Below are 13,173 nucleotides of genomic sequence, written 5' to 3' on the forward strand. Positions count from 1 at the left end.
CTTTCCTCCGTCTGAACAATTGCAGCGTATAATGAGTCCCACTGATATAAATTCCCATAATACATAAGCAATCTATTAAAAATATAATGATAGACTCATCAACGTCCAAACCAAATGAATTGAGAGTCCAATGTGAACTGCCATGAAGATGAATCCCCAATATGCAGTCATAACATGGATCTGTCGTACAATCATATCATTAGGCATGGGGAAATAAGGAAAGGCGTCATCAGAGATCAGTAGAGAACTTATCATTACCATCACCATGGATACAAGAAATAGAAGGTTTTTTTAAACCTTTATAAAGTAACTCACTTGAACCAACCTGCCCTTTAGCTTAAAAAAGCAGCGGATCGTTCTGATCTGCTGCTTTCTCGTATTTATTGCATTTCACTTCATTTATGAGGGCTTCCATTCCGATCTTTATCTTGCCTCGAATCCAAGCCCTTTTCCTCAAGAAATTCGGAAAGAAGATCAGCGATTTCTAGATTATTCAGATCAGAGAACGGAAAGTGTGTATTGCCGTGGATGCCAATATCAGGCAAATGTACTACAGTGGCATCACCGCCGTGACGGTTCACAGCGTCTGCCCAAAGTTCCGCCATCTCCAGACGTACACGCCAATTGTCCTGCCCCGGATTTTCCGAGGGTTTATCCGGAATGTTGTCTCCGTAATAAATAACAATTGGGATCTTGGTGAGTTGCATGAAGTCGGATAAAGGTATGCTAGACGCTTCCAGTGTGCCAGCTGAACTAGGCATCGGAGGTGGCGCCTCCCCTTCTGGGAAAAGGAAACCACTGCCTGGTTCATAAGAAACGACTGCGCGAACATTTTCGTTCTTGATTGCCGTCATCCAACCAGGGCCACCGCCTTGCGAATGAGTGACGAGAATTCCAGGTCCAACCTTATCGAATAATTCGGACACCGCATTTGAAATAACTTCTGCATCGAAAGGGCCTGTGTTAGGCGTCATTTGACGAAAGTACTGGTTCAAAGCATCAGGATCATTAGAGAACTGCACGCCTGGGAAGAAATCTGGCCAATTACCGAGACGAAACTGATTGAAAAATTGCTGTTCATCGGGTGTAGCCGTAATTGTGCTCGGAACGGTGCTGCGTCCCGCCTCTCCTCGGCGTGGTTGGTCGATTAAATAGACACCGAAAGCGCGGCGCAGGAAAATGTTTTGAAAACCCTCACGACCGTCCGGTGTAGTTTCCCAGGTTCTTGATGACTGGCCGGCACCATGCAAGAACATGAGAGGAAACTTCCTGGCGTTAACAGGTAATTGATAAGTTACAGAAGCATGATCACCATGAAGCGTCTGTCCGTCAGGAGGCATTTTGATGGGATCAAAATTCCCAGGATTATTAATTACTGTTCCACCAACTGCAAAGCTACCTTGCTCTTGAATGATTAGCGGGTTAGATTTGCTCTTTTCGAGAACCGTTGCTTTTCCCGGTACTACAATGCTAGCTGACAATAAGATTGCTGCGAATAGTTTGGTATACTTCATTGAACCTCCTCAATAAATTAAACTTGGAAGAGCTTGTCTAGCTGATATGGTTTTACAATATAGCTTGCTCGCTCAAGCAGATGTCTTTGATTTGTTCGATGCATCTTTTGCATCTTTGAACCTATCGGGAGTACGGCTGGACCATCAAACTGCTATTCCATCATTTGTATTTTTTCCTCACCCCCTTTCCCATGTAGGCTTGAGATCTTATTTTTTCGAGCACTTTAGTATCTGGTATATTTTATTTCTCTGCCCGTGCCTGTTCCCGAATTTGCTCAATCGCATGGTTAAATCCGTTCGGGGTACCGCTGGAACCTGCAAGACGCCCAACGTTTACTTCGTCAATACGTTTACCAACGACAACGGCCGGAACGGCAGCTGCGAATCGTTGCTGGAGCTCAAGAGAAGTCGGATTCGTTGCATGTGTTGTAACTGTGACGTTCTCAATCACATTGTTTTTCAAAGAGAGGTTAACTGTAATCGAGGATGGAAGACTTCCGTATTTTCCAGTAGCTTCGTAACTACCGTCTTTGTAAAGATTCCTCGCCTCAGGTCTTGTAGCTTCCAAGCTGACATCCTGACGATTAAGAGGTACATTGGATGTTCTGCAGGATGACAACGTCAGGGACATTGAGATTCCTGCCATTGCGGTCACAAAAATCCACTTACTAAACATAGACTTAATCTTATCCCCTTTCTATTCGATTAAAAAAAGACCTCGCCTTCAAAATTCTTAGATACTTCTGCTTGGCCATCCTTGAACATTCGAACATAGGAGAAGCGAAAGAATCGGGCAAGATGCTCACCGCTTGTAAAAAATAGCGCGGTCGCTAACCCGTCAGCGACCAAGGCCACATCAGCAACCACCCACGTTGCAACGATGTCTTGGGCTGGAGTACCTGTTCGAGCATCAATGATATGATGTAACCCCTCTCCCCAAGTTCGTCTATTTACTGCAGATGCACAAAGTGCTTGGTTTTTCAATTTGCAAACGCCCACTACTAAATTCGAATCAAAAGGATGCTCAAGTCCTACCTGAATATTAGTTTCCCCAGAATGCCGGATGTCTCCGCTACCATCCACAACGAACTCGGATAATCCCTCTTCGATCAGTATCTCGCTGATAATATCCACTAGATATCCCTTTCCAGCTGCACCAACATCAATTACAACTGGACGATCCGTTATGAGCGAGGTCCTATGTCTGATAACATTGGTTAACCATCCCGGTTTGCCTTGAGCGTAAGCTTTTTCTCGGATGGAATCGGACACTGGTTTTAATGAGTAAGTGCTATCGTATCCTAGGAGTTCAAGTTCACGTCCCACAAGCGGATCAACAGCCCCTTCAGTTGCTTTATAGAGTTGGTCAAATAGATCAAAGAGCAAAGTGGAGTCTGCTGGGAAGTCGAATTTACCCCCATAAGCTGCAGATGCAATACGGGACACTATTGAATCTGGCCTAAATCTGGAATAGGACTGATCAAAAAGCTCGATTCGTTCCTGGATGAGTCCCTCCAACATATCTCCCAAAGGTTTTTTCGTTTCAATATCCCAGTTTGTTCCTATGGCATTGAACTGATAACTGTTAATCTGCTCTCCCCCCTAATTCTTTAATAAAATGAAGGCTTTGCCCAATCAGTATCGGGTTCACTGACACCTAAGCTAACCGTAAGATATTGATCACTCTTTTCTTCAATGATATCCATGATCAATTGAGTTACAGCCTGACGCGTAACTTGGGCACCCTTAAATAATTCTCCTTTCTGAGTGAGCATGTATCGAGTATTGCCTTCTTGGTTGTACAGCCATGTTAACCGTAACAATGTATATTCTAGATTAGAATTTTCAATCAACCTCGCAGATATAATCTGGGATTGCATTCTACTACTTCCCCCGATCATTTGCTTGTTCCATTCACCGAAAGCCCCAGGCACTTCATCATAAATTCCCAGTATCGATGCAGCAATGATTCGCTTTACTCCGGTAACCTCCATGGCATCAATGATCGTTTTTGTGGAATTCTCGTCACCCATATCATTAACATAAACTAGGTCGACATCTTTCATCGCTTCGATCAGCTTATTTTTGTCTTTAAAATCACCGTCATATACAACTTCTCGCCCGTCATCACCAACATTTAAACGTTTGTGACCATTTCTTGCATAGAGAATGAGCTGATGATTCGTTTTATGGAGCAATTCATTTTTTAGCATACGGGCGATCTGTCCCGCTGCGCCTAGAATCAGAATTTTCATGATTTTTTCCCTACTTTATCATTAGTTTTTTTGAAAATGACCGAGAAAGCCGGGCTGTTATCATTGAAAGCACAGCTGCTATCAGAACAGTTATCGAGCTTACCCAAGTAATGTCCATGATTGACCAGATCCCCACGGTAACACCACCGATTCCAGCTCCAGCTGCAAATCCTAGTTGTACAAAAGAACTGTTTAAACTAAGTAGAATACCTGAGGCTTCAGGTGCAAGTGAAACGAGATTGAGATTTTGGGTTGGCCCAAATGTCCAACAAGCAATCTCCCAAATCATGAGCAGTGGAATGGTTACGACAATCCACCCGGGATTGATAGCTAGAAGCACCAATGCCACGATTTGGACAACCATAGACATGGAAATGGTTCGTATGGTCCCCAATCGATCGGCCATAAAGCCCCCAAGTCTAGAACCAACCAAGCTTGCTATCCCCATCGCTAGTAGGATAAAGCTGATTTGATCGGTCATCGTCGGTAATGCGGACGTTAAATATGGCGCAATATACGTATTTATGACCGAATAATTGATAAAAACGAAGAATGTTACTGCAAGTGTAATCGTGATCCTCGGGTTTTTTAGATGAGAAAATCGATTACGCAATGGGACAGCCGAATCGCCAATTAATGAAGGAATCGTACTGGCCACAACAAAGACAGCTAACAGACTAAGGATACCAATTGCCCAGAAAATTGATTTCCAATCATAGGATGCCGCTACAATACGTCCAATGGGAACTCCAAAAACTAACGACGAGCTATACCCCATCGCAACGGTAGACATGGCCCCACCCTGACGTCCAGGAGAAGCCAACTTTGCTGCTATGGCATAAGCCGAGACAACAAAGACCCCCGTTCCAATTCCTATGATGACTCGAGAGACCATCAGGAAACCGAATCCTGGAAGAACAAGCATGAAGGCAATACCAAGAACGATAATCCCGAGAGCCATTAATAATTGATTCCGCTGATTCATTTTAGCAGTGACAATCATAATTAAAGGGGTGCCAACCGCGTTTCCCAGGGCAAAAACTGTAATCAGTTGACCTGCTGTGGATACAGATACTGAAGCGGATGCCGCAACTTGATCAAGCATACCCACAATGCTGAATTGAGAAGTCCCGACCAGAAAACTGATCAGGGCTAACATGTATATCTTTAAGCTGTTATTCAAAGCTGTTGTCCTTCCTTCTATCCAATTTACGTAAACATAATCCGTAGTGCGCCTTTCTTACAATATTCTGCTTAATCATTCGCATTTCAAGTATGTGCGAGAACTGCTCCTCTTTATTATGCAAGGGTTGAGCATATTACCGGTATCATAATTGTCTTGAATTATTGCCTAATAGTCTCACACCTAGTTAAGGAAGAATCGTATGCTCTCTTGCGAATGACTTTTTACTTATTCGACGAATTCCATAATCCTCGTTATACTTTTCAAATGTATCAATGTAAAAATGAAAAAGTCCTATCAGATTTATGAATCTCTTTGTAGAATTATTAAGAACTAATTTAATTATTTTAAGCAAGATCCCCCTTCTGGAAAAGAATCGGCATGACTGTATCTAAAGTGCCGGCAATACCTCTTTCTAGCCTTGAACCACCGTGCATAAAATAAGGATGTAAACTCGTGGCGTATCGGTCGCATTTGAGTCACACATGCCCCATTCGTTTGTTAGATCAGTGATTGTGATAGGATTAGGCAAACATTTGGCACTAATGTTATAACGTTTGCTTTGTCAACTGGTGCATAATATAGATGTGAACTAGGCGCTTGTATCGGAGTGGTCCAAAGAGGGAAAGTCGACGGAGTAAGCCTGTTATAGAGGTAATGGATAAGATCAAATCGATTTACAAATTATAATTAAAAACGGGAGGATTTATTATGCAGAAAGTAATTTTGAACAATGGTGTTGAAATGCCCATACTCGGTTTTGGTGTTTTTCAGATGACTGATCAAAAAGAATGTGAACAAAGCGTTTATGACGCTATTACGGCTGGTTATCGACTGATTGATACAGCTGCATCTTATCTAAATGAAGAAGCTGTTGGAAGAGCGATCAAACGCAGTGGCGTCGCAAGAGAGGAATTATTTATCACGACGAAACTTTGGGTTCAAGATACGGGATATGATCGCACAAAAAAGGCTTTTGAAATATCATTGGAACGATTGCAATTGGATTATTTGGATTTGTATTTAATTCATCAGCCATTTGGCGATGTACATGGTTCTTGGCGGGCTATGGAGGAATTGTATCGTGAAGGAAAGATCCGTGCCATCGGCGTTAGTAACTTTCACCCGGATCGCCTGATTGATTTGATCCTTCATAATGAAGTCGTTCCTGCCGTGAACCAAGTTGAAACGCACCCTTTCAACCAGCAAATCGAGAGTGCGAAATTCATGAAAGAGAACAACGTTCAGATTGAGTCTTGGGCGCCTTTTGCTGAAGGGAAAAACAACTTGTTTCAGAATGAGGTTTTGACATCTATTGCTGAAAAGTATAATAAATCCGTTGCTCAGGTGGTTTTACGTTGGTTGACACAAAGAGAAGTCGTTGTGATTCCAAAGTCTGTTCGTAAAGAAAGAATTATCGAAAACTTCGATATCTTTGATTTTGAATTGAGCCAAAAGGATATGGAGTCGATTACTTCGTTAGATACGAAACAGAGCCTGTTCTTTTCTCATCGCGATCCTGAAATGGTAAAATGGATTAGTACCAGAAAACTTGATATTTAACAACCATAAATTAAGGAGCAGATGACCCTAGGAAATCTGCTCCATTCCATTTTAACTTGTAAGAAGAAAGAAACAAGGAGGATTCAATGACTGATTTAATCTATAAAAATCAGAAAGAGCTAGCTAAAATCATAGAGACATATTCAGGACGCGATGGTGCTCACGTTACTGCGATTCCGTCTTTATTTTTTCTTCGCCGTTCCAGAGTTACCGAATTAAGTCACAGTATGTATAAGCCTCGCATTTGTATTATCGTTCAAGGTGCGAAGGAGGTATTTTTGGCGCAGGAGCACTTTAGGTACGGTCCTAGAGATTACCTTGTTACATCGGTTGATCTCCCTGTTTCCGGGCAAGTAACGAAAGCTTCTCCTGAAGTTCCGTATTTGGCCCTCCATCTTGAATTCACACGCAGTCAAATCTTAGAAGTAATACGAGATTTTAAAATTCAAACAGGAAAAAAAGAAAATGCTAAGCGTGGGATGTTTGTCAGCCCGACCGAGTCATCGATGTTAGATGCGGTCATCAGGCTAGCACGTTTGTTGGAAAATCCAAACGATATTCCGGCACTTGCTCCTCTATATACGAAAGAAATTCTGTATAGGGTTTTGCAAGGACCGCACGGAGAATCACTGGAACAAATTGCAATTGAAAGAAGCTCTACTCATCTTATAAGAGACGTTATCGAACAGATCATGAATAACTATGATCGCTCTCTTCGGATTGAGGAACTTGCGGAAATAGCAAATATGAGTGTATCTTCACTTCATCGGCACTTTAAAGAGGTAACCGCGATGAGCCCCATTCAATTCCAAAAACAACTGAGGTTACAAAAAGCGCGGCAATTGTTATTGTCTGAGTCAACAGATGCCGCTGATGTCGCATTCCGAATTGGTTATGAGAGTCCTTCGCAATTCAGCCGTGAATATTCCCGCATGTTTGGTTTTCCACCCAAAGAAGATATAAAGCGCCTGCGGGAGAACTATGACGAAACGATAAACGCGTGATTCTTTTGGCCCGTGGACCAGCGGCCTGTCGTCATTGTAATATCGCTCCATGTTAAAAACGGCACCATGAATGTGGAGCCGTTTTAACGAGCTTATCTAGTTTTAAAAAATTCTTACAAATCCGCATTCTATGGTAAACAAAAAGAATCCATTTTGAAAAAAAGATTGATCAAAATGGATTCTTTCTTTGTAATCATGTGTTACAAAAAAGTTTGATGATTTTCTACTTCACCATCTCGTAATCCAGCTTAGTAAAAGCTTGGTTTTGTAAATTCCGTCCCAGGTTCCACTTCTGTATGGTTTTTCTTTTCCTTCTTTGCATTATTGTGACTTTAGGGGGTTATATTTATGCGCATCCTTATTATGCAACAGATGAGAAAAAAACCGATATCCCATTCTTCTCGAATAATGGCCTAATCCTCTCAACACCACTTAAATCACGGAGAAATATGCATTACAATAGCACTATTAAAGAGAAAGGAACAGCTAGCCATAGCAAGCTGCTCCTTCATTATTGACCTAACGATTCCCGGTGCTTACTTTCTGATGGCTATTGATTACCTCAAGCAGCGACTTTAATTTCCTTATGGGGTCTTATACTCCATAAGATAAAGAACGAGACCATCACAATAGCCAGACATACCCAATAAACCTGACGGAACCCTGCAAACTGAGCAATGATGCCACCTCCTAAATTCCCCACTAACCTACCAATAATCGATACGTTGTAATAGATCGTTGAGGACATCCCCGGCGAATTTGGAAGCAGCTCCGTGAAATAGCCCAGTCCATTACCCATAACGATAGCTACAAACGCCGCCTGCAAAAGCTGTGCTACGATCAGTTGCCATGAATCAGTAGAAATACTCAATATCATGTTATAAAAGATTGCAATCATGCAAGCGCTGATCATCAAAGAATGATTCGATATCTTTCTGCCCACGGCCCCTAGCATAAACATAATAGGAATCTCCAGACCAGCACAAATACTAACGATCAATCCGACCTCTGTATGCGTACCATGAAGCTCGTTTACAATAAACAATGGCATCACGATCCCGTTGATTGCATTAACCGCAAATAGTAAGGTCAATGCAATCATTGGATACCAAATCTGCCTACGGTTGAGTGAAGTTGAGCCTTTCTCAGGTCTTTTCTTTTGAGCCGCTTCTTTTTTAGGAAGAAATAGTAACACAAGAGAGCTAATTGTAAGAAAAATTGCAGCAGTCCCCAGAAATAGTCCCTTGTAGCCAAAAGCACCTAAAATTATGGTTCCGATTAAAGGACCGCCCAGGAATCCGAGAGATACAAGTGAGCGTAAAGTTGACATCGCAAACGTCTTATCATCAGAGTTGCTTTCATTTGCAGATTCCTGAGCATAGGCATAAATTTGCGGCATGGCGGCTGCCCCTAAACCACTAAAGAAACTAACAACAATAAGCAAAATTAAGAAGTTATCAAAGACTAAATATGAAATATAGCCTAGTGCTGATGAAATCGTGGCTAAAATAATGATGAATTTCCTGTCCAGCCCACGATCCGAATATTTGCCAATGAATGAGTTGGCTACCACGCCACTTAATGAACTCACAGCTGTTAGAACGCCGAAGGCTCCCGCACTCATTCCCAAATCCTCTGTAAAATAGAGAGCTAAGTACGGGAGCGTAATCGAAATCCCGGTGCCTACTAATAGAACACAAATGACAAATAAACGATATCCCTTGATCGCAAACAGTTTTTTTAATCGTGTGTACAACGTTACCCTCCTTAAAACAATGATGATTAATGCTCTTCACTAAAAAATCCCATCATATCGTGAAGGGATTTTAGTCAACTCAATTCTATTGGAGCAGTTCCACACTCAGCGACTGTTCTTTGTCCTTCAATAAACGTTTCACAAATAAAGTGAAAAGGATCAATGATACCCCAACAGATACCGCGCTTACCGCGAATATTACAGGTGACCTACGATTCGATGAGGTACATACGGCTCTTCCAGCGAGGATATCTCTTCAGGAGTTAATCTAATGGAAAGAGCAGATACTGCATCTTCGAGATGCGTCACTTTGGTTGCGCCGATAATGGGAGCTGTTACCGGCTCTTTCTGCAGCAGCCAGGCAAGTGCGATTTGGGCACGTTGAACGTCATGTTTATCGGCGATCGCCGCTACTTGATCGATAATTAATCGATCGGTATCTGCCGTCGCGTCGTATTTCTGTTTAATCATTTGGTCGGTTTCCGAACGATGCGTTTTGTCCTGGGGATCCTTTGTCAATCTTCCTCCTGCGAGCGGGCTATAGGGAATGACAGCGATTTTTTCTGTTTTACAGAGCGGCAGCATTTCCCTCTCCTCTTCACGGTAAATGAGGTTGTAGTGATTCTGCATGGACACAAACGGGGTCCATCCATTTTTCTCCGCGATATGCTTCGCCTTCAGAAACTGCCATGCATACATGGCGGATGCGCCTATATATCTTGCCTTGCCAGCTTTCACCACATCATGAAGTGCTTCCATTGTTTCTTCGATTGGTGTATCGTAATCCCAGCGATGAATTTGGTACAAGTCCACATAATCCGTTCCCAGACGACTAAGGCTGTGATCAATTTCCGTCATGATGGCTTTCCGGGAAAGGCCTGCCGCGTTCGGACCCTGGCGCATTGGGAAACGAACCTTCGTCGCAAGGACAACTTCATCCCGATTCCCATAATCCTTGAGCGCCCGCCCCACAATTTCCTCGCTTGTTCCGCCCGAATACATATTTGCCGTATCAAAAAAATTGATGCCGAGTTCCAGGGCTTTTTTAATCACTGGACGGCTGTTTTCTTCATTTAGTACCCATTGATGATGCCCCCGCTCCGCTATACCAAATCCCATACAGCCAAGGCACAACCGGGACACATCCATGCCGGTATTTCCTAGTTTCACATATTCCATTTGATGACCCCTTCCTTTCTAGCTAAATTCGCGGCGGCGGGGCAGCGAAAACCACAGCCCGTCGAGCCAGGATAGATGCTGTTCGGTCAAAGCATCCATGTTGGCGGCTTGCAGACTCGCATCCAATTGCTCCGGACGACTGGCGCCAATGATGGCGGATGTAATGCCAGGCTGCTGTGTAACCCATTTCACGGCCGTTGTAGAAAACCCCCGCATTGTTCCCGAGTCCAAACCGGGTCCCTTCTTCGATACGGGCGTTTTTTCCGTACCGGCCCGTCAGCATCCCGCCAGCTAGCGGGTTGTAGCTGATCATGCCGATTCCCTCTTCAAGCGCCATGGGAACCAGGTCGTCCTCAATCATACGAAACAACAGATTGTAACGCGGTTGAACGCTTACGATCCGGGCGTAATTTTTCTGATCTGCAATACCGTTTGCCTTTGCCACCTGCCAGGCACGCCAATTCGAGATTCCGATGTAACGAACTTTACCTTGCTGAACAAGATCGTCGAATGCGCGGAGTGTTTCATCCATTGGCGTGTCCGGGTCGAACTGGTGAGCCTGGCAGAGGTCTAGATAGTCCGTCTTTAAGCGGCGCAGACTGTCTTCTACCGCCGTGATGATATGCTTCCGACTCAAGCCGCTTTCATTGGGACCAGGTCCTATCGAGCCGAAACACTTTGTCGCAAGCACTACTTTGTCTCGTTTACCCTGCAGCCATTCCCCGATGATTGACTCGGTTGCACCCGCGACGGCATGCGATTCCCTGCCAATTGGATACACATCGGCCGTATCGATGAAATACACGCCGGCTGCATAGGCTTTGTCCAGAATTTCAAATGAAGCCTGTTTGTTCGCCTGATAGCCAAAGGTCATCGTTCCCATGCACAAGCCACTTACCTTTAATCCTGTTTTTCCGAGCGAACGAATATCCATCGGATCACCTCACTGACATACTGAAAGACTTTCTTTTATTATTTCTCTTTCGCGAATACTTCTTTTGCGACCATTATGGCCGACATGGCCTTTGGCCAGCCTGCATAAAAAGCAAGATGGATCATCGCTTCGATCAGCTCTTCTTCCGAAAGACCGTTTTGTTTAGCCAAATTCAAATGGTTTTTCAGTTGCTGCGTATTTCCGCCAGTGATTAAACTGGATACCGTAATCAAACTTCGGTCGCGCGACGAGAGCTCCTCACGCTTCCATATATCCCCGAACAAAACATCGTCCGTTAGCTCCACCATCTTCGGCGCGAAATCTCCGATCGCTCTTTTTGCAATAGTAAGTTCTTTTAAATCTGACAATGCGTATCCCTTCTTCCTTCTTAGTATAGTGCCTTAGGTTGTGGAATTTTTTGCTGTCAGCAAATATATGCTCAGCCCTATTATGCACTAAACAAAAATGGGATAGATATCCTATTCGTCTCGAATGTTTGCCTAATCCTCTCGTCAAAGGATCATTATAAAAAAGAGTCCCATCTCTCCATGGTGCATGTTAATTGATATCTTATTACTCTTCGAGAATATCCAGTCGCGCTTCTACAGGTCCCTTATAGGAAGAGAGTTTTTCACCACCAGCATCAATGCTGCCTAACTTAATCAAATCCGGAGAATTTCGAAAGTCACGAAAAAAAATAGCTAAATTCCCCCATGGAGCATAGTACGTAATATCGCCTATCGAAGCAGATTTACTTTTCGGAGAACGATCAGTCGCAAGTCGCTTTGGAAGGTCGCTTATTTTTTCCATTCCCGCATAGTCTTCAAGTGTTAGTGTCATGGGTAGCAGGCCAATAAAATCTGCCGCAGCCTTGCTATTATTTAACGTAGCAGTATATTGATCCTGTTCTATCGTTAGTTTAATTTTCATTGCATTAACACTCTCCTCTTGTTCATCTGCGATGTTTTGTTTCTGATAATTGTAAGTTCGAATCGTATATGTTACAGAGCGGTTGTGCCAATTGAACAGGGTATGAGGGCCTGAGGTACTCTGAACCCATCAGGGTAAGTCTGGCTCCTACAAGGCAGCCCTATTTTTACGATGTCTTCTCTTCATTCTCTCCGGGTGCTCTATATCCAAGGCTGTATTGCCTCGGCTAACATTTTATTATTTACAGTCCCGATAATATGTTGACGAATGATCCCTTCTTTATCGAGAATGAAAGTCTCTGGTTGTCCTCTAACTCCATATTTTTCGGAAACCTGATTGTCAAAATCGAACAGATAAGTGGAAGTTGTTTTGTGTTTTTCAATAAACTTTGCCACTCGATCCTTTGGCTCGCCCTTATCAAGGATGAGCAACTTAGCTTCATTATTATAGTTCTGTTCAAAAGCTTCCAACTCCGGGGCTTCATCTACACAAGGTTCGCACCAGGTGGCAAATATATTGATAACGACTACCTTGCCCTTATAATCAGACAACTGATGCACATTTCCTTTCAGATCTTCCAGTTTGAAATCATAACCCGCTTCCCCTATACCTGTTACAACTCTGTCTTCCCTGAGCCCTAAGACCATGATCACAAAGAAAACAATAATCAGAAGAAGCATCGGGATTTGAACTAGCTTTTGTTTATTCATAAGCCTTATCCTTTTTTCTGCATATCCTGAAGAAATTTCAACTCTTTACTTAGTTTTGCCTGCCGATTCCCCAGAACGAACAGGTACCCTCCAATAAGAAGCCACACAACGGAATACGCAGCAAACAGATAATACATTTCGGTTC

General features: G+C 43.2%; 14 protein-coding genes and 2 pseudogenes. 2 read left to right on the top strand and 14 right to left on the bottom strand.

Features of this window, described 5'->3' with window-relative positions:
• Positions 1-75 precede the first annotated feature (75 nt).
• The 6 genes and pseudogenes from ACPV3A_RS28235 to ACPV3A_RS28260 form a co-directional block, all read right to left on the bottom strand.
• Positions 76-276, bottom strand: a pseudogene (locus ACPV3A_RS28235) (DUF4405 domain-containing protein); the annotation flags it as partial.
• A 119-nt stretch (positions 277-395) separates the two neighbouring features.
• Complete coding sequence (locus ACPV3A_RS28240) at positions 396-1,514, bottom strand: alpha/beta hydrolase (RefSeq protein WP_426202763.1); 1,119 nt, start codon at positions 1,512-1,514, stop codon at positions 396-398.
• Between the two features lie 241 nt (positions 1,515-1,755).
• On the bottom strand, positions 1,756-2,082 hold the full coding sequence (locus tag ACPV3A_RS28245; protein WP_426202766.1) for a hypothetical protein: 327 nt from the start codon (positions 2,080-2,082) through the stop codon (positions 1,756-1,758).
• Between the two features lie 137 nt (positions 2,083-2,219).
• Positions 2,220-3,104, bottom strand: a complete 885-nt coding sequence (locus ACPV3A_RS28250; protein WP_426202843.1) for an FAD:protein FMN transferase — start codon at positions 3,102-3,104, stop codon at positions 2,220-2,222.
• 20 nt (positions 3,105-3,124) lie between these two features.
• A complete protein-coding gene (locus ACPV3A_RS28255) occupies positions 3,125-3,769 on the bottom strand; it encodes an NAD(P)H-binding protein (RefSeq protein WP_426202768.1) in 645 nt (214 codons plus the stop codon).
• A gap of 10 nt (positions 3,770-3,779) precedes the next feature.
• Complete coding sequence (locus ACPV3A_RS28260) at positions 3,780-4,952, bottom strand: MFS transporter (protein WP_426202771.1); 1,173 nt, start codon at positions 4,950-4,952, stop codon at positions 3,780-3,782.
• A gap of 711 nt (positions 4,953-5,663) precedes the next feature.
• On the opposite strand from ACPV3A_RS28260, the gene ACPV3A_RS28265 reads away from it, so the two are divergent.
• Both ACPV3A_RS28265 and ACPV3A_RS28270 read left to right on the top strand, forming a co-directional pair.
• Positions 5,664-6,515: an aldo/keto reductase gene (locus ACPV3A_RS28265; RefSeq protein WP_426202773.1), complete on the top strand. Its 852-nt coding sequence runs from the start codon at positions 5,664-5,666 to the stop codon at positions 6,513-6,515.
• Positions 6,516-6,601: 86 nt separating this feature from the next.
• Positions 6,602-7,519, top strand: a complete 918-nt coding sequence (locus tag ACPV3A_RS28270) for an AraC family transcriptional regulator N-terminal domain-containing protein (RefSeq protein ID WP_426202775.1) — start codon at positions 6,602-6,604, stop codon at positions 7,517-7,519.
• Positions 7,520-8,081: 562 nt separating this feature from the next.
• Here ACPV3A_RS28270 and ACPV3A_RS28275 read toward each other — a convergent pair.
• From ACPV3A_RS28275 to ACPV3A_RS28310, 8 genes and pseudogenes are all read right to left on the bottom strand, one after another.
• Positions 8,082-9,275, bottom strand: a complete 1,194-nt coding sequence (locus ACPV3A_RS28275) for a sugar efflux transporter (RefSeq protein WP_426202777.1) — start codon at positions 9,273-9,275, stop codon at positions 8,082-8,084.
• 198 nt (positions 9,276-9,473) lie between these two features.
• Positions 9,474-10,454 (bottom strand): aldo/keto reductase, encoded by a 981-nt coding sequence (locus ACPV3A_RS28280; RefSeq protein WP_426202779.1) that lies wholly within the window; start codon positions 10,452-10,454, stop codon positions 9,474-9,476.
• A gap of 18 nt (positions 10,455-10,472) precedes the next feature.
• Positions 10,473-10,670: an aldo/keto reductase gene (locus tag ACPV3A_RS28285; RefSeq protein ID WP_426202781.1), complete on the bottom strand. Its 198-nt coding sequence runs from the start codon at positions 10,668-10,670 to the stop codon at positions 10,473-10,475.
• A gap of 34 nt (positions 10,671-10,704) precedes the next feature.
• A pseudogene (locus ACPV3A_RS28290) lies at positions 10,705-11,388 on the bottom strand (aldo/keto reductase); the annotation flags it as partial.
• Between the two features lie 38 nt (positions 11,389-11,426).
• On the bottom strand, positions 11,427-11,696 hold the full coding sequence (locus tag ACPV3A_RS28295; RefSeq protein WP_426202845.1) for a carboxymuconolactone decarboxylase family protein: 270 nt from the start codon (positions 11,694-11,696) through the stop codon (positions 11,427-11,429).
• A 265-nt stretch (positions 11,697-11,961) separates the two neighbouring features.
• Positions 11,962-12,318, bottom strand: a complete 357-nt coding sequence (locus ACPV3A_RS28300) for a cyclophilin-like fold protein (RefSeq protein ID WP_426202784.1) — start codon at positions 12,316-12,318, stop codon at positions 11,962-11,964.
• Between the two features lie 200 nt (positions 12,319-12,518).
• On the bottom strand, positions 12,519-13,028 hold the full coding sequence (locus tag ACPV3A_RS28305) for a TlpA family protein disulfide reductase (protein WP_426202786.1): 510 nt from the start codon (positions 13,026-13,028) through the stop codon (positions 12,519-12,521).
• Positions 13,029-13,033: 5 nt separating this feature from the next.
• Entirely contained in the window at positions 13,034-13,165 is a 132-nt protein-coding gene (locus tag ACPV3A_RS28310) for a CcmD family protein (RefSeq protein ID WP_426202789.1), read from the bottom strand.
• Between the last annotated feature and the right edge of the window lie 8 nt (positions 13,166-13,173).

Origin of the sequence: Paenibacillus sp. Dod16 (assembly GCF_049893405.1) — a bacterium.
GTDB lineage: Bacteria > Bacillota > Bacilli > Paenibacillales > Paenibacillaceae > Paenibacillus_AQ.

Excerpts from the sequence above, each read along its gene's own strand:
- ACPV3A_RS28305 (WP_426202786.1), bottom strand. The coding sequence starts at position 13,028 with ATGAATAAACAAAAGCTAGTTCAAATCCCGATGCTTCTTCTGATTATT.
- ACPV3A_RS28300 (WP_426202784.1), bottom strand. The coding sequence starts at position 12,318 with ATGAAAATTAAACTAACGATAGAACAGGATCAATATACTGCTACGTTA.
- ACPV3A_RS28265 (WP_426202773.1), top strand. The coding sequence starts at position 5,664 with ATGCAGAAAGTAATTTTGAACAATGGTGTTGAAATGCCCATACTCGGT.
- ACPV3A_RS28255 (WP_426202768.1), bottom strand. The coding sequence starts at position 3,769 with ATGAAAATTCTGATTCTAGGCGCAGCGGGACAGATCGCCCGTATGCTA.
- ACPV3A_RS28280 (WP_426202779.1), bottom strand. The coding sequence starts at position 10,454 with ATGGAATATGTGAAACTAGGAAATACCGGCATGGATGTGTCCCGGTTG.
- ACPV3A_RS28295 (WP_426202845.1), bottom strand. The coding sequence starts at position 11,696 with ATGGTGGAGCTAACGGACGATGTTTTGTTCGGGGATATATGGAAGCGT.
- ACPV3A_RS28285 (WP_426202781.1), bottom strand. The coding sequence starts at position 10,670 with ATGCGGGGGTTTTCTACAACGGCCGTGAAATGGGTTACACAGCAGCCT.
- ACPV3A_RS28310 (WP_426202789.1), bottom strand. The coding sequence starts at position 13,165 with ATGTATTATCTGTTTGCTGCGTATTCCGTTGTGTGGCTTCTTATTGGA.
- ACPV3A_RS28240 (WP_426202763.1), bottom strand. The coding sequence starts at position 1,514 with ATGAAGTATACCAAACTATTCGCAGCAATCTTATTGTCAGCTAGCATT.
- ACPV3A_RS28270 (WP_426202775.1), top strand. The coding sequence starts at position 6,602 with ATGACTGATTTAATCTATAAAAATCAGAAAGAGCTAGCTAAAATCATA.